The organism is Rickettsia endosymbiont of Lasioglossum villosulum (genome assembly GCF_964026455.1).
Lineage (GTDB): Bacteria > Pseudomonadota > Alphaproteobacteria > Rickettsiales > Rickettsiaceae > Rickettsia.
The window spans coordinates 1,165,531-1,180,524 of record NZ_OZ032152.1 but is presented as its reverse complement, the minus strand read 5'-3'; the positions used below and the strand labels follow the sequence as shown (position 1 = coordinate 1,180,524).

Sequence of the window (14,994 nt, the reverse complement as noted above, 5' to 3'; positions counted from 1 at the left end):
TAATAATTATAGTTTAAGATAATATATTAAAATTAAATAAAAGAGTACAACATTATGAATAAAGCTATATTACACGCTATTATTATTTATACCCTTGCTGGTTGTCCCTATTGCATGAAAGCTAAAGCACTACTTGATAAAAAAGAAGTTGCTTATGAAGAAATCGAAGTTCAAAACTCTCAAGATCCAAACGTAGCAGAATTAAGAAAGAAGTTAAATAATCCTGATAGATTAACATTTCCGCAGATATTTATAGATAATATGCATATAGGTGGTTGTGATGATTTATATGATCTTGACAAAGAGGGAAGATTAGATAAGTTGCTAGAAGGACAGCCCAAGAAAGATTCAGCTGCTGCCGGTGCTTAAAACCTATCGTCATTGCGAGGAGAGGCGTAGCGTCGACTCTACTGCACCGATCATTTATGTCATTCCCGCGTAGGCGGGAATCCAGAAAAATAAACATAAAAGCAGCAAGTTTCTAAAGCTAAAAGCTCGCTTTGTCTCGCTTTATGCTGGATCCCCGCCTTTAGCTAGGGATGACATTGTACTTGCTTTTTAAGCCATGCAACAAAGCCTGTAGGCGGGAATCCAGAAAAAAATAAAACTATAGCAATAAAAATGTATTGGGTATATATATTGTGTTCCGATCGCAATGGTACTTTATATATTGGTGTTACTAATAATATATTGCGTCGTGCTTATGAACATAAGCAAAAAGTGATTAAAAGATTTACATCAAAATATAATATTATAAAACTTGTTTATACAGAAGAATTTGCTGATATCAAAGAAGCTCTTGCTAGAGAAAAAGCTTTAAAAAAATGGAATCGTAGCTGGAAAATAAAATTGATAGAAAGTATTAATCCTAAATGGAACGATTTAGGCGAATGTATTTCTGGATTCCCGCCTACGCGGGAATGACATAAAAGTCATGAAACACTGCTGGACAAGCTCGCGAGATGACAAGAACAAAACTAATCCACGTAACAATACATCAAACAATGCCTAATCAAAATCAACATAAAAATTCATTCTATTCACTTCTGCCTTATTTATGGTCGAAAGAGTTTAACATACGCTTGCGGATTGTTACTTCGCTTATTTGTTTGTTGCTTGCTAAAGTAATAAATATTTTCGTACCAATAGTTTATAAATACGTAATAGATGGCTTGAATAAAAATCTAGCCATTTCGGTTATTATCGGCATGATTATGGTATATGGTGGGACTAAAATATTTGTTCAGATATTTAATGAGTTACGCAATATTATTTTCTCTAAAGTAGGGCATCAGGCAACTAGGCTTATTGCTCTTAATGTCTTTAAACATATGCATAATTTAAGCATGCGTTTTCATATTACACGAAAAACCGGCGGCTTAAGTAGGTCAATAGAGCGTGGCACTAAAGGCATAGAAGCGGTGCTGCGTTATTCACTATTTAATATTCTTCCGACAAGTGTAGAAATCATACTTGTAAGCGGGATATTATGGTATGTATATGGCATTTGGTTTTCTTTCACTATTTTAGTAACCATGTCAATTTACGTTCTGTACACTTTTCTAATTAGTACCTGGCGGATTTCGTTTGCACGAGAGATGAATCAAAGCGACAATACCGCAAATAATAGGGCAATCGATAGCCTGCTGAATTTTGAGACTGTTAAATATTTTAGTAATGAGGAATATGAAGCCTCTAAATTTAATGAGGCACTACAAATTTATGAAAAATCAGCAACGAAGACAACTAATAGCCTATCCATTTTAAATATAGGGCAGGATGTTATAATATCCCTTGGGCTTGTCGCTCTTATGATACTATCGGCGACTAAAATAAATCAAGGTAAAATGACTGTCGGCGATTTAATCATGGTTAATACTTATCTTTTCCAGCTATCAATCCCACTTTCAATACTTGGATTTGCTTATAGGGAAATTAAGAATGCCTTAGTTGGTATGGAGGATATGTTTAATCTTTTAGACATACCAGAAGAAGTAGAGGATGCTAAAGACGCTAAAGAGCTTACTATATTAAAAGGCGAAGTCGCTTTTAAAGAGGTGAATTTTGCTTATAATCAAGAACGTCCAATTTTACATAATATCAGCTTTACTATAGATAGTGGTAAGACGCTTGCGATAGTCGGGAGTAGCGGGGCCGGTAAGTCAACCATCTCACGTTTGCTTTTTAGGTTTTATGATATTAATAGTGGCAGTATTACTATAGACGGGCAGGACATAAGAAAGGTCACGCAAAGCTCGCTTCGCAAAGCTATTGGAATCGTACCGCAAGATACTGTCTTGTTCAATGATACGATATATTACAATATCGCTTATGGTGATAATTCGGCTAGCTATGATGAGGTTATAGCTGCTTCAAAGAACGCCCATATTCATGAGTTTATTACTAGCCTGCCGGAGGGGTATGAAACCCAAGTAGGTGAGCGTGGTTTAAAGCTTTCAGGCGGCGAGAAACAACGCATTGCCATAGCAAGGACGTTACTCAAAAATCCATCTATATATGTGTTTGATGAAGCAACAAGCTCACTTGATACTAAAACTGAAAAGCTAATTCAGGCAAGTCTTAAAGAAATATCAGAGCATTATACCACCTTAATTATTGCTCATCGTTTATCAACAATAATCGACGCTGATGAGATTATTGTTTTAGATAATGGCTATATAGTCGAGCGTGGCAACCATAAAACCTTGCTGAAACAAAAAGGCTATTATGCAGAACTATGGTATAAACAGCAGGAAGAAGAGCTAAATAATAACTAATACTGTCATCCCGTGACTTGATCGCGGGATCCAGCTTAAAATACTAAAATTATTAGTATTAAAAGTTGTTTTTCTGGATACCGTGGACAAGCCACGGGATGACAGGAGAAAATGATCCACGCAGGCAAAGCCTCACGCAGGAATGACATAAAGGGTGCAACAACCTAGTTCCCAAGCCACAGTATGACAGAAGCAGAAATTACATTCAACCTATAAACTTATTGACTTTTTAATAGTCATATATAGAATCGTAACCGGAATAGTTAATGCTATTCTGGGACTTCAAAAATCCAAACTTAAGATGGACAGTATCAACCATAAAATGATACAAACCTCGGCTTCTATGGTCGGGGTGATAATAGTCATGTTCAAGGTTTAAGGTGTAAACCTTAAACCTAAAAGCTATTATGACTGATCTTAGGCAGTTTTTTGAACGCCCCGACCACCAAAATTATATAGTTTGGTGGTTTTAATTAATCGGGAGTCATCAAATGTCAAATCAAAACAGAAAATCTACTTATGAGATCGTATTAGACTTTACTGAAAAAGAAGTAAATAAGCTAAGAGACGAAATTGCATATTTATTAGAAAACCCCGCAACAGAAAAAGATATTGAAAGAATAGAACAACGTTTAGAGGAACTTGAAAAAATGCTTTATAGTGTTGTATAGTTATTGTTATGTCATCCTTGCTTAAGATTTGTTTGTATAGGTCGAAAAGCATCCTCGGTGTCATTCCCGTGGCGGCTTTGTTGCGTGGATCGAGGGGCGTCATTGCGAGCGACTGTAAGGAGCGTGGCAATCCAGAAAAAATAATAAAAATGCTAAAAGTTAGCATTTTTCAACTGGATTGCTTCGTCAAAACTTACAGTTTTTCCTCGCAATGACGACTCTCGATCCATGTGGCAAATCTTACAAATCCTTACAATGACGTATTTTTATATAGGCTATCACCTTGTCCCTTAAAATTAAGTTATTCCTTATTACAATAATCAGCAGTATAATATTATACTTTGCTATTCCTCCTACTCCTCTGCTTGAAAAGGTGAGTTTCTCGCAAAGAGTATTTGATAGAAATGGCGAATTAATGCGTATCTCGCTTTCTAAAGATGATAAATATCGGATATTTACTCCGCTTGGTGAAGTACCGCAAAGCTTTATAGAAGCAGTTTTATTATATGAGGATAAGCATTTTTATAAACATTTCGGTATTAATCCCAGCTCTTTAATCAAAGCTTTTTACTCTACTTATCTAAAAAATAATCGTAAAATAGGCGGCTCTACTATAACAATGCAGGTAGCTCGTCTAAAATATGGGATAAATTCCTCTACTACTTTTTGGTAAAATTTATCAAATTATCAAAGCTATTCATATAGAATTACATTATTCAAAAGATGAGATTTTAACGGCTTATCTAAATTTAGTACCTTATGGTGGTAATATTGAAGGGATATCGGCGAGTAGCTATATTTATTTTAATCGTGACCTAAAAAGTTTAAACTTAATTGATATATTAAGTTTAGCTGTTATCCCGCAAAATCCGCTGAAACGAGGTGGTAATAATCTAAATATTTTAGAGATGCAAAAATATTTATTTACTAAATGGCTGGAAACTCATCCGCAAGATATTATTTATAAAGAATTGATAAATTTACCTATTAAGTTTAGTCAAAGTAAAAACCTACCTTTTATTGCACCACATTTTACTTTAGATATATTAGCAAATAATGATAGTCCAGTAATTTATACCACTATTGATAAAAGCCTACAGACTATTTTAGAAAAGCAGGTGCAGCTATATGTTAATGATCAGAAAAAATACGGCATAAATAATGCTGCTGTTATGCTTGTTGATTTTACCACAATGGAGGTGCTTGCAAGTGTTGGCTCTAGCAATTTTTTTAATAACGATATTTGCGGGCAGATTAATGGTGTTAAAAGCTCTCGGTCTCCTGGTTCTAGCTTAAAGCCTTTTGTATATGCACTTAGTTTTGATCAATCATTAATACACCCATTAACCTTGCTAAAAGATACTCCTACTTACTATGATAATTATAAACCAGAAAATTTTGATAGTAGATTTGCTGGTGGTTTAAGTGCTAGAGAGTCATTAATAAAAAGCCGTAATGTACCCGTTATATTCCTAGCATCTAAATTAAAGAATCCGAATTTTTATGAATTCTTACAACAAACTAAAATCAGTAACTTAAGAAAACCTGAAACTTATGGCTTGTCTATAGTACTTGGCACTGTAGAAGTTACGCTTGAAGAACTTACTACTCTTTATGCTATGCTGGCTAATTTGGGGGTTTACGAGCCAGTTAGGAAAGTGCTATCCGAGGCTACGTCATTGCGAGGAGAGGCAAAGCCTCGACGCGGCAATCTAGAACAAGTTAACTTAGAAAATAGATTGCCACGCTCCGAGCAAATGCTCGCAATGACTTTATCACCTGAAGCAAGTTACTTAACGCTTGATATTATCAAAGATACTACAAGACCGCTTAATTATAATACAAAAATAAATATACCGGTTTATTGGAAAACGGGAACTTCCAGCTCGTTTAGAGATGGGGTTAGTGTTGGAATATTTGGGAAATATGTACTTGCTGTTTGGGTTGGAGATTTTAAAGGTCAAACTCATGGATCATTTACTGGTAATGGTTCTGCTGCACCTTTATTTTTTAATATTATAGAATCAATAATTGATCCAAATAAAGACAAAGATTTAATAGTTGCCAAGATAAATGATTTAAATATTACTAAGGTAAAAGTTTGTGCTGATACGGGTGATCTTGATAATGATATGTGTCCGGTAAAAACCGAGACCTTATTTATTAAAGGTAAATCGCCGATAAAACAATCAGGCATTTATAGAAAAATGTTGATAGATTTAAAAACTGGTATGCCGGCTTGTAATTTTATCGAAGGACAGACAGAATATAAAATCGTAAATTTATGGCCAACTGATGTATTATCGGTTTACCAAAAAGCCGGTATACATATATTACCAAAGCCTGTGCCAGCGAATTATTGTAATAGTTTGATAAATTGGTATCATCAGAAACCTAAAATTACGCATCCGTTAAAAAATTCCATATACTCAATCAAAAATAGTGATAATATAATTTTAAACGCAATTGGTGATAATAAAACTAATAATATTTTCTGGTTTGTTAATAATGAACTAATAGCAGTTGCTAAGCCAAATGAAGCAGTAAAGTGGAAAGCAAAAATTGGCGAGTTTGTTATTAGAGCCATTAATGATAGTGGTCAAAGTGATAGCGTAAAAATTTATATCAAATATTAAATGGTAACTTCAATGTCAAAAACAATAGAAGTCATAATAGAAAGCGAAAGTGAGGATGAAGAAGAGTATTTTGAACCTTTATCAGATGATGTTCATAATTTTAATTTTTTAAAAGAACAAGCTTTAAAGCTTCTTCCTGAAGTTAATTATTTACTTAAAAAAGCAGGTAAAGAAAATGTTATAGTAATAGGACCGTCTGATAGTGGTAGGGTTGATGTTTTAAAAACTCTAGCTAATGAAAATTCTGAACAATTCAGTTCGCAATATGCATCAAACATAAATTTACCAAAAGGTTTAAAAGTTAATGATAAAGTACTTTGGGAATGTTCTAATAAAATAAAGACTAATACAACTGATAAAGAGTCTATTCTTCAAGCACTAGTTAATAGATTTTTCTTAAAAAATATATTGCAAAATTCAGATAAAGTAGGGTTTATTGTAGTAGCACCACAAAAAACAACAGTTAATGAAACTGTTGAGAACTTTATTGCAATTATAGACGATTTTATAGATATATTCCATGAAGCAAATCGTGAAAATTTAAAAGAAAATGTTACATTCGTAGTAACAAAATTTAATAAAAATACCCAAGAATCATTTGTACAATTATTAGAAAATCAAGAAGTTATATTAGAATATTTTCCGCAATTATTTGAAGATTTATATTATTTATATGCTTCTAACACACAAAATGAAGAGATAACTTTAAAATTAGAAAATATTAACAACAGTGAGAAAAAAATAAATATAAAGAAATTAAATTCACTTTTTACAATAGATCATGATAATGCAGCTCATTTACAATTAGTACAAAATTTATATGATAGTAGAGAGTCAAATATATCTAGAATATATGATGTTATTAGATTAATTTTTACGGAAAAAGGCTTTAATATATATACAACGCTTGATTGCTCAAAATTTTGTGATCCGTTTAAGTATAGTAATTTTATTCAACCATTTTCCAAAAAATTAAATTATCCAGCTTTGGAAACAAATCCATCTCATTTTCCAGGATTACAGCAATTATTTGAACTTGAAGAAGTTTTAAATCAACAAGATAATGATAAACTACCGACAGGGCTTAAAGTTTTAAGTATTTTAAAAAAATTTGTTAATGATAAAGCAATACATGATAAAATGGAGGATTATTATTATGTATTAGATCAGCAAATTAGAGAAGTACTATTTTTCAAAGAAGCATTAAATTCTAATAAATCTTATAAATTAGAAATCTGTAAGTCATTTATAAAAGATAATTATCTTTCTTCCATAAAAAATATTCAGCCTCAAGATAATAAATCTATAGAATATTATAGAGAAGCCATAAAATGGCTGAATAGATATAATGAACCTAAAGAAATTGAAAAAACTAAAGCTACATGTTACTTAAAAATCGCTAATCTTCTTAGTAAAGCAGAAAATTATGAGGAAGCATTGGTTAATTATCATTATGCTCTTAAATATAATGAGAATTGTAAAACAATATATAATGAAATGGCTGATATATTACATAAATTAGGAAAAAAACAAGCAGCTGTTGAATTTTATAAACCCAATAACAAGTTTTTTCACATATTAAAAACCTTAGATAGTATTTCAAATGATGATATTGATAATGTAACTCCATATCGTCAAAAAGGAGATTATCTAATTTCTCAAAAACAAGATGAAGAGGCTGCATATCAATATATTTTAGCCCTGAGCGTAGAGTCTACGCCTTGTAAAAAACAGAATATGTTATTTAAGGTAGTAAGTGCCTTAGAGGGAACTTTAAGTGTCGAACCAAATCCTACATATATTTCTGTAGATATGAGAGAAAAATATATGCCAGAAGTAATAGGTAAGTATCCTGAAATAATATAGTATATACGCAGCTAGTATAAGCTTCAAGATCGATTCCTCTTTTCCAAATAAAACTTGTCTACCAATTCTTTATTTGTCAGAAGTATACCATAATTCAACGTGTTTTACTATAATACCAATTTAGAATAAGATTCTACAAAAAATCTTATTCTAAACAATGCGTTATATTTATTATATTTTGTTATTAGCTTCCTTAGATTCTGCTTCTTATTGTAATTTATACTCTGCTGCTTTTTCTTCTACATAGCTGAAAAAGAAATAACAGAAAGTTAAAAAACTGGTTAAAATTATTGCAAAAGTTAATAATATTAGTTTAAGCTCTTTTTTTGAATTTTCAGACTTTAATCGTTTTTCTTCTTCTTCATCAAACTGATACTCAGACGTTAAAATTTGCTCTTCTTCTGTATTGTTCATATGCTAATCCTTTAGTAATTTAGTTTAAACGATCATGAAAAAGCTATAGCAAGAATTAAAATAAGTCAATAATTTTAATTTTTGGTTGTATTTTTACCTAAGAATATAGCTCTCTCAATTTGTCTACGTTTAACAAGACCTTTCAATTTTTTACCTTTAACATGAATCCATTTAAGGAATTCATCGGCAGCTTCTAGATACTTATTTTGGTTGAGTTTTTTAAGCAATGTAGAATTTTTAAATGCTGTGCTACCACAATTGAAGATGAAAGAAATTAATGCTACTTGTTGATTAATGTTTAAAGAACTGTGGCAGTATTTATATAAAACACAATTTACTTCTGCTATATCTGCATTAAGTAATTTTTCAGCATCTTCTAGGGTTATTTTATTATCTAAATATGACATTTCATGAGGTTTTATTACATGACCATAACCAATTGTTTTAAGTCCTGCTGGGCAATAATAAGGAGTTAGTTGTAGAGATTCAAATTGTTTAATTAAGACTTTAGCAAGTTGTAGGGCAAGCATTGAAGTAATATTTTTAATTAATCATCGATGATGATAATCAAAAAAATAGTGTTAACTAAGTTTTCTAACTTAAAAAGCTAAAACGTGGCACTTGATATCTATCTACAGCGACTGATTCGTTAAAAATTGTTTAGCGTTCGCTATAATGTTTATATATTCATATTCCTACTTGTATTTTGTTGTTTGATAAGTATAACTATACTATTAGTTGTATTCAATATATGAAATTATGATAACAAAAAATATACAATATTATGATAATAATGCACAGTCGTTTTATGATAAAACGATTAATCTAGATTTATCTGATAGCTATAAAGAGTTTATTAGTTATTTACCTGAGAAAGCTCATATTCTAGATGCAGGGTGCGGAGCAGGGCGTGATACAAAATATTTTCTAAGTCAAAATTATCAAGTAACTGCTTTTGATGGCTCAAGCGAAATGGTAAAATTAGCTTCAAAAGCAACTGGAATTGATATTCTGCATTTAAGTTTTCAGGATATGGATTTTGAAAATATATTTGATGGAGTTTTGGCTCAAGCCTCGTTACTCCATGTTCCTTATAGTGAAACAAAAGATATTTATAAAAAAATTCACCGTGCATTAAAACCAGATGGAATTTTTTATGCTTGTTATACTCATGGGGATGATTTAGTGCAAGCTGATGACCGAGATTTTTATAATATGAATGAAGATATAGTAAAGCCTTATTTTGATGGACTTTTTGATATAATTAAAATGTGGACAAGCGAAGACGGTAGAATCTCCGCAAGTAAAGATAAATTATGGTTCAATTTTATAGTGAGGAAAATATACCTTTAATATTTCTTATATTTTCCTTAACTTAAGTTTAACCATAACTTAAGAGCATTATCCAATTTAATCATCTCATTAGATGATAATTTTCCAATTTTTCTGTCAATTTTTTCAGACTTAATAGTAACGATTTTATCAATCATAATTTGAGATTCTGAAATAAGACCTGTTAGCTTTGAAGGTATTAATGAAAGGCGAAATAATGGAGCTTCTAACAAATATGTTGTTATAGGGCAGATTGTTATACTTGCATGAGTTTCATTAAATAAATCAGATTGAACAATAACTGCAAGTCTTGGCTTACCATAATCACCACTTAATACACAAATTATAATATCTCCCTTTTCCATTAAAAAGTCCAATTTGTTTGATCGCTATTTGTTTCCCATAAATCATTATCAGACTTTTCCATTTTACTAACTAACAAAGATTGCTGTTTAGCTTCTTCAGCTAGGCTTGAATTTTCTAATTGTTTAAGATACATAAGTATTGCTTCAGTAATTAACCAGTTTTTACCACGATGTAAATCATAAGCTGCTTTTTCTAGTTTTTTATTTAAACTTAATTCTAAACGTATACTGGTTGTAATACTTTTTGCCATGTTACTACTATTTTATAATATTAGCTTTATTGTAACACAATGTATTACAAATTGCATTATATTTTTCATATTATTCAATTTTCCTTAAAGCCATACTAAAATATACCCCGTCACCGAGATTTACGCTACGGAAATCAAAAGACTCAAAATCTATTGGGGGTAGGGGGTTTGAATGACTGCTTTTTATGTCTAATAAATTATTCTTTTCAGCATATTCTTTGAAAGTCATATTTGGAGGTAATTTTTTGCTAGTATCTTCAAAACTAAAATACCTAACTTCATAATTAACACTGTTAATAGTTACTTTCGAGCTGCAAATTTCAGGATGAGCAGAAGAAGAGGAGGTAGAATTTGCTATTTGCGGCATCACGTCTAACAGCTCTTTTAATTTTAAATTTCCTTCAGTGCCATACATTGCAGCTGATAAAATTAGAAGAATAAATAAACCCAGGAAATATTTTTTAAACATAATCTTATTTTTTTTTAATATATTAACTTATAAATGAAAGGAATATGTTTTGTCAAGAGTAGTAGAAATAGTAAATATATTCTACAATTAATGTTTACTATTTTGTAATATATCTTTTAACTTGCTATAAAAATCATTATTAATATATAGGCTTTCATGCCATTATAAAAATATCTAAATAGGTCTATGTTTTGCCTTAATAGTTCTAATCCCATCAATAATATATTAATATATAGAAATAAGTATCTTTTCAATTAAAAGTAGAATAATATAAAAATTTATGATATAAAGCTATTCTAGAAATAATTTTCTCTAGACTTTAAGTCGTATTTATGCGACAATATAATCACCTATTTTTTCTTATCATGCAAAAAACTAAACAAGTACAATTTTTTATCACAAAAAACGGTAAATCTTATATTAAAAATTAGTTAGAAAAGTTAGATATCAAAACATACAGTAGAGTTATTAATAGATTAGTTCGTTTAGAATATGGAATTTATGGTGATTATAAAAATATACAAGGAAAATTATATGAGCTAAGATTTTTCTTTGGCAGGGGTTATAGAATATATTTTACTGAAAAAAATAACGAAATTATACTTTTGTTAAATGCAGGTGATAAAGATACACAAAGTAAAGATATTAAAAAAGCCTTAGAAATAATGGAAGAGATTTATAAATAAAGGGTTTAGATGGAAAAATTTACAGATTATTTAAAAGAAAAATTACAAAATGAAGAAACATTGGTAGCTTATATTAATGAGGCTTTAGAGCAATATTCTCTAGACCATAATAAGGAGTTATTTCTTGTTACTTTAAAAGAAGCTATTATAGCAAAAGGAGGAGTCGCCAAAATATCTAGAGAGGCTCATATAAATAGGCAGCATTTATATAAAATGTTATCTAGTAAAGGAAACCCAAGTTTTGATAATGTTGGAACTTTATTGAGTGTTTTGGGATTACAATTGAAAGTAGAGGTCTGCACACTTTAAATGTAATATTCCCAAATATCTAAATTAGTAACTTTAACAAGCCTTAGAAAATAGATAGTAATATTTTTTTTATGCAACAAGCGGCATAAATTTAAGGGGAATATTGCCTTTTAGATTATATCTAATTTCTTTAATAATTTTTCTTCGTCTATTTCATTAAATTTTTTTGCCATTTTTACTAATTCTTGCTCGTTTGTTAAATTGGCATTTCTAACTAAATATTTTTTGATATTTTTATATTTTGCTGATTCTACTGAATTCCATGTCAAATTAAGAAAAATAAGAGTTGTATTTGCTTTTAAAGCTTTCTCAATCTCGCTTGCTCCTGTTTTATCTATATCGTTATTCCCAAGGTCAAGACCAATAAGAGTTTTATTAAGCTTAAGCAGTTTCGCAAGCTCTATAGCTCCGTCTGTACTTATATTATTACCAAACAAATCGAGCTGGATAATATTATTATCGCTTGCTAGCAATTTAGAGATTTCTTTAACATCTTTATCAGTTAATATTTTTTTCGAAAGATTAAGAATATCACCGCCTTTTTTTAAATTTATTGCTTCTTCTGTAAAATCTTTTTCTTCTAAAAACTTTATTAAATTATCCATATATTTTGAGTTATATTATTATATTTACATCTTTTTTGTTATTAATTTAAATTTTAAATTGCATCCGTTAAATTCCTATTCTTGAAGCTATTATAGCTATTTATATTGTATTTGCAATGATATTAATATAATTTTTTCTACTTTTGGTTTACAGTTGAATAGAATATCAAAAATTATAAATTATCTTATAAATAGTGAGATAAAACAGGAAACTAAAAAAGACTTACAAATAAAGAATTTAGGGGGAAGTTTACAAGTTAAAAGTGGAGATCTTCTATATACTTTAATATGTGGTACCCGCGGCCGGACTTGAACCGGCAAGAGCTTACGCTCCACGGATTTTAAGTCCGTTATGTCTACCATTCCATCACGCGGGCAATTAAAAATACAATACTGTATTTTGCTAAGTGGACAGATTAATGAAAAAAAGAAAAAAAAGCAAGCACTTTTATTTATTAATTACATAATAATAAAAGTCTAATGTAGGCAAATCAAATTCTGCCTATAATATATTAACTAAAATAGTGACAAAATAGTAATAATATGATATAATTAACCTTAGAAAGTAATACTTTCTTTTGCATGTTATTGACAAATGCCGCAAGGTAAGATAGTTTTGCATAGTGAATTTTTTATTAAGCATAATTTAAATTCCAATAAGCAATTTCTATCTAAAAAGGTTTTTATGACTACAAATATAGTAGGTAAAGTTAAATGGTTTAATCCGACGAAAAATTTTGGATTTATTGAACAGGAAAATGGCGGCAAAGATGTGTTTGTACACAGATCTGCCGTAGATGCAGCAGGTCTTGCAGGTCTTAACGAAGGACAAGATGTAATTTTTGATCTTGAAGACAAGAATGGTAAAATTTCTGCAGTTAACCTCAGAATTAAATAAATATATTTGTACCAAAAACAGCTATCCAAAGTTTTCAAATTTTGGATAGCCTCGTCACCTTTTACAACAAAATATTAGATATTTTGTTTTGTCTTATAATAACCTTATACATGTCTTAAGCATTGGAATGGTTTAATGCTTAAAAGTAAAAAAATATCATAATTATGGTAATATTAACAAATAATTTTAAAGCTAATTAAAATCTTTATTTGCTGTAAATTATAAGATTTTTTTGAAATAGGTTCGCTATTACTTCAAATCAATTAAGGCTATTTTGTTAATATGCTATAGATAATTTAATGGCTGCTATTAGTGTATTCTTATAATACAAAAATAGTAAAGTCATTATTTTTTGCTGTGAGTTATTTTTATACAATCAATAATGTGCATATTTTAACTTAAACTTTATTGGATTATATAATGAAAAATTTTAATTTACCTGAAGAATTAACTACTACGCTTGAAGCGATGAAGATAACAGAGCCAACCGAAATACAAAAGCAATCGATTCCGGTTGCTATTGCAGGTTCTGATATACTTGCTTCTAGCCAAACTGGTTCAGGCAAGACTTTAGCTTACTTGTTACCAGTAATTAATGCATTTATTAAAGATAAAACTACTACTTTAATATTAGTACCGACAAGAGAGCTTGCAACACAAATCTGTTCTACCTTAAATAAAGTAACTACATCTTTCAAAATAAATAATGCAGTTTTGATAGGTGGTGAACCTATGCCTAAGCAATTTACGCAATTAAAGAAAAATCCTAAAGTAATTATAGGAACTCCTGGGCGTATTATTGATCATTTAAATCGTGGAAGCTTAAAAATTGATCGTATAGGTATAACTGTGCTTGACGAAATGGATAGAATGCTAGACATGGGCATGAAAGAGCAGTTAGAAGAAATCAATAAATTCTTGCCCGAAAAAAGACAAGTTTTAATGTTTTCTGCTACTATGCCAAAACATATTATTTCTCTTTCACAAAAATATTTAAATAATCCTGTACGTATTACAGTTGGTGCTACTAATAAAGCAGCAGCAGAAATAAAACAAGAGTCAGTACATATTACAGATAAAGAAAAATTTACTGAATTAAATAAGCAGCTTGGTGATAGAGAGGGATCGGTAATTATTTTTGTAAAAACAAAACGTTCTGCTGATCAATTAGCTAAAATGTTAAGATATGAAAATCATAAAGCAGAAGCTATACATGGCGATTTAAGTCAGCGTCAACGTGATAGAGTAATTTTATCATTCCGTAAGTCAAACCATAGAATAATGGTAGCAACTGATGTGGCTGCTCGTGGGCTTGATATTCCGCATACTCAACACGTAATTAATTATGATTTACCGATGTGTCCGGAAGATTACCTGCACAGAATAGGTAGAACTGGTAGAGCTGGTGCTAAAGGTAATGCATTATCATTTATTTCACCTGATGATGTTGTTAGATGGCGTGCTATTGATCGTTTAATAAATCAAGGCGAATCTACTACTAGAGAAAGCTTTAGAAGTAACAAAAATAATCGTAAAAGATCATTTGGTAATAATAGAAGAGGCGATAACTCTAATAAAAGATTCGGTGCTGGCAATAAAAGAAGTTCTGAGAGTAATAGTAATAATTACAGTCAAAAAAGAAGTAAAGTATCTTAAGAGGAAAGTATGTCATCCCGCGACTTGTTTGCGGGATCTTGCAGACCATGAGATGCTGT

Annotated in this window: 18 protein-coding genes and 1 tRNA gene; 12 read left to right on the top strand and 7 right to left on the bottom strand. The window is 30.4% G+C overall.

The window, feature by feature from the left end; genetic code table 11:
* Positions 1 to 54: 54 nt before the first annotated feature.
* The 7 genes from grxC (at position 55) to AAGD49_RS05855 (ending at position 7,950) form a co-directional block, all read left to right on the top strand.
* Positions 55 to 369 (top strand): glutaredoxin 3, encoded by a 315-nt coding sequence (gene grxC, locus AAGD49_RS05880; protein ID WP_341788321.1) that lies wholly within the window; start codon positions 55 to 57, stop codon positions 367 to 369.
* 252 nt (positions 370 to 621) lie between these two features.
* On the top strand, positions 622 to 924 hold the full coding sequence (locus AAGD49_RS05875; RefSeq protein ID WP_341788320.1) for a GIY-YIG nuclease family protein: 303 nt from the start codon (positions 622 to 624) through the stop codon (positions 922 to 924).
* A gap of 80 nt (positions 925 to 1,004) precedes the next feature.
* The gene (locus AAGD49_RS05870) at positions 1,005 to 2,777 is read left to right on the top strand and encodes an ABC transporter ATP-binding protein/permease (RefSeq protein WP_341789240.1); all 1,773 of its coding nucleotides are present in this window, start codon (positions 1,005 to 1,007) and stop codon (positions 2,775 to 2,777) included.
* Positions 2,778 to 3,268: 491 nt separating this feature from the next.
* Complete coding sequence (locus AAGD49_RS05865; RefSeq protein ID WP_341788319.1) at positions 3,269 to 3,448, top strand: hypothetical protein; 180 nt, start codon at positions 3,269 to 3,271, stop codon at positions 3,446 to 3,448.
* Positions 3,449 to 3,731: 283 nt separating this feature from the next.
* Positions 3,732 to 4,121: a transglycosylase domain-containing protein gene (locus AAGD49_RS07610; RefSeq protein WP_410525911.1), complete on the top strand. Its 390-nt coding sequence runs from the start codon at positions 3,732 to 3,734 to the stop codon at positions 4,119 to 4,121.
* A complete protein-coding gene (gene pbpC / locus AAGD49_RS05860) occupies positions 4,099 to 6,084 on the top strand; it encodes a penicillin-binding protein 1C (RefSeq protein ID WP_410525919.1) in 1,986 nt (661 codons plus the stop codon). Before AAGD49_RS07610 ends, pbpC begins: the two co-directional genes overlap by 23 nt.
* Positions 6,085 to 6,096: 12 nt before the next feature.
* On the top strand, positions 6,097 to 7,950 hold the full coding sequence (locus AAGD49_RS05855; protein ID WP_341788318.1) for a tetratricopeptide repeat protein: 1,854 nt from the start codon (positions 6,097 to 6,099) through the stop codon (positions 7,948 to 7,950).
* A gap of 207 nt (positions 7,951 to 8,157) precedes the next feature.
* On the opposite strand, the gene AAGD49_RS05850 is transcribed toward AAGD49_RS05855, so the two are convergent.
* Entirely contained in the window at positions 8,158 to 8,364 is a 207-nt protein-coding gene (locus tag AAGD49_RS05850; RefSeq protein ID WP_341788317.1) for a hypothetical protein, read from the bottom strand.
* Positions 8,365 to 8,438: 74 nt separating this feature from the next.
* Entirely contained in the window at positions 8,439 to 8,894 is a 456-nt protein-coding gene (locus tag AAGD49_RS05845) for a lysozyme (RefSeq protein ID WP_341788316.1), read from the bottom strand.
* Positions 8,895 to 9,123: 229 nt separating this feature from the next.
* Here AAGD49_RS05845 and AAGD49_RS05840 point away from each other — a divergent pair, with 229 nt between their 5' ends.
* The gene (locus AAGD49_RS05840) at positions 9,124 to 9,717 is read left to right on the top strand and encodes a class I SAM-dependent methyltransferase (RefSeq protein WP_341788315.1); all 594 of its coding nucleotides are present in this window, start codon (positions 9,124 to 9,126) and stop codon (positions 9,715 to 9,717) included.
* 17 nt (positions 9,718 to 9,734) lie between these two features.
* Here the strand turns inward: AAGD49_RS05840 and AAGD49_RS05835 are convergent, their stop codons facing one another.
* From AAGD49_RS05835 to AAGD49_RS05825, 3 genes are all read right to left on the bottom strand, one after another.
* The gene (locus AAGD49_RS05835; protein ID WP_341788314.1) at positions 9,735 to 10,061 is read right to left on the bottom strand and encodes a type II toxin-antitoxin system PemK/MazF family toxin; all 327 of its coding nucleotides are present in this window, start codon (positions 10,059 to 10,061) and stop codon (positions 9,735 to 9,737) included.
* Positions 10,061 to 10,312 (bottom strand): ribbon-helix-helix protein, CopG family, encoded by a 252-nt coding sequence (locus AAGD49_RS05830; protein WP_341788313.1) that lies wholly within the window; start codon positions 10,310 to 10,312, stop codon positions 10,061 to 10,063. Before AAGD49_RS05830 ends, AAGD49_RS05835 begins: the two co-directional genes overlap by 1 nt.
* Positions 10,313 to 10,382: 70 nt before the next feature.
* Positions 10,383 to 10,781 carry a hypothetical protein gene (locus tag AAGD49_RS05825; RefSeq protein ID WP_341788312.1) on the bottom strand — a complete coding sequence of 133 codons (399 nt, stop codon included), beginning with the start codon at positions 10,779 to 10,781 and terminating at the stop codon, positions 10,383 to 10,385.
* Positions 10,782 to 11,227: 446 nt separating this feature from the next.
* On the opposite strand from AAGD49_RS05825, the gene AAGD49_RS05820 reads away from it, so the two are divergent.
* Positions 11,228 to 11,467: a type II toxin-antitoxin system RelE/ParE family toxin gene (locus AAGD49_RS05820; RefSeq protein WP_341789239.1), complete on the top strand. Its 240-nt coding sequence runs from the start codon at positions 11,228 to 11,230 to the stop codon at positions 11,465 to 11,467.
* Between the two features lie 9 nt (positions 11,468 to 11,476).
* Positions 11,477 to 11,776, top strand: coding sequence for a transcriptional regulator (locus AAGD49_RS05815; RefSeq protein ID WP_341788311.1), 300 nt, complete (start codon positions 11,477 to 11,479; stop codon positions 11,774 to 11,776).
* Positions 11,777 to 11,886: 110 nt separating this feature from the next.
* Here AAGD49_RS05815 and AAGD49_RS05810 read toward each other — a convergent pair whose 3' ends face one another.
* Both AAGD49_RS05810 and AAGD49_RS05805 read right to left on the bottom strand, forming a co-directional pair.
* Positions 11,887 to 12,381: a hypothetical protein gene (locus AAGD49_RS05810; RefSeq protein ID WP_341788310.1), complete on the bottom strand. Its 495-nt coding sequence runs from the start codon at positions 12,379 to 12,381 to the stop codon at positions 11,887 to 11,889.
* Positions 12,382 to 12,672: 291 nt separating this feature from the next.
* Positions 12,673 to 12,758, bottom strand: a tRNA-Leu gene (locus tag AAGD49_RS05805).
* A gap of 308 nt (positions 12,759 to 13,066) precedes the next feature.
* Between AAGD49_RS05805 and AAGD49_RS05800 the strand changes: the two genes are divergently transcribed.
* Both AAGD49_RS05800 and AAGD49_RS05795 read left to right on the top strand, forming a co-directional pair.
* The gene (locus tag AAGD49_RS05800; protein ID WP_016948370.1) at positions 13,067 to 13,279 is read left to right on the top strand and encodes a cold-shock protein; all 213 of its coding nucleotides are present in this window, start codon (positions 13,067 to 13,069) and stop codon (positions 13,277 to 13,279) included.
* 420 nt (positions 13,280 to 13,699) lie between these two features.
* Positions 13,700 to 14,935 (top strand): DEAD/DEAH box helicase, encoded by a 1,236-nt coding sequence (locus AAGD49_RS05795; RefSeq protein WP_341788309.1) that lies wholly within the window; start codon positions 13,700 to 13,702, stop codon positions 14,933 to 14,935.
* Positions 14,936 to 14,994: the final 59 nt, after the last annotated feature.

Coding starts and splice junctions, on each gene's coding strand:
- AAGD49_RS05830 (WP_341788313.1), bottom strand. CDS start 10,312: ATGGCAAAAAGTATTACAACCAGTATACGTTTAGAATTAAGTTTAAAT.
- AAGD49_RS05795 (WP_341788309.1), top strand. CDS start 13,700: ATGAAAAATTTTAATTTACCTGAAGAATTAACTACTACGCTTGAAGCG.
- AAGD49_RS05815 (WP_341788311.1), top strand. CDS start 11,477: ATGGAAAAATTTACAGATTATTTAAAAGAAAAATTACAAAATGAAGAA.
- AAGD49_RS05850 (WP_341788317.1), bottom strand. CDS start 8,364: ATGAACAATACAGAAGAAGAGCAAATTTTAACGTCTGAGTATCAGTTT.
- AAGD49_RS05810 (WP_341788310.1), bottom strand. CDS start 12,381: ATGGATAATTTAATAAAGTTTTTAGAAGAAAAAGATTTTACAGAAGAA.
- AAGD49_RS05800 (WP_016948370.1), top strand. CDS start 13,067: ATGACTACAAATATAGTAGGTAAAGTTAAATGGTTTAATCCGACGAAA.
- grxC (WP_341788321.1), top strand. CDS start 55: ATGAATAAAGCTATATTACACGCTATTATTATTTATACCCTTGCTGGT.
- AAGD49_RS05845 (WP_341788316.1), bottom strand. CDS start 8,894: ATGCTTGCCCTACAACTTGCTAAAGTCTTAATTAAACAATTTGAATCT.
- AAGD49_RS05855 (WP_341788318.1), top strand. CDS start 6,097: ATGTCAAAAACAATAGAAGTCATAATAGAAAGCGAAAGTGAGGATGAA.
- AAGD49_RS05865 (WP_341788319.1), top strand. CDS start 3,269: ATGTCAAATCAAAACAGAAAATCTACTTATGAGATCGTATTAGACTTT.
- AAGD49_RS05875 (WP_341788320.1), top strand. CDS start 622: ATGTATTGGGTATATATATTGTGTTCCGATCGCAATGGTACTTTATAT.
- AAGD49_RS05825 (WP_341788312.1), bottom strand. CDS start 10,781: ATGTTTAAAAAATATTTCCTGGGTTTATTTATTCTTCTAATTTTATCA.
- AAGD49_RS05870 (WP_341789240.1), top strand. CDS start 1,005: ATGCCTAATCAAAATCAACATAAAAATTCATTCTATTCACTTCTGCCT.
- AAGD49_RS05835 (WP_341788314.1), bottom strand. CDS start 10,061: ATGGAAAAGGGAGATATTATAATTTGTGTATTAAGTGGTGATTATGGT.
- AAGD49_RS05840 (WP_341788315.1), top strand. CDS start 9,124: ATGATAACAAAAAATATACAATATTATGATAATAATGCACAGTCGTTT.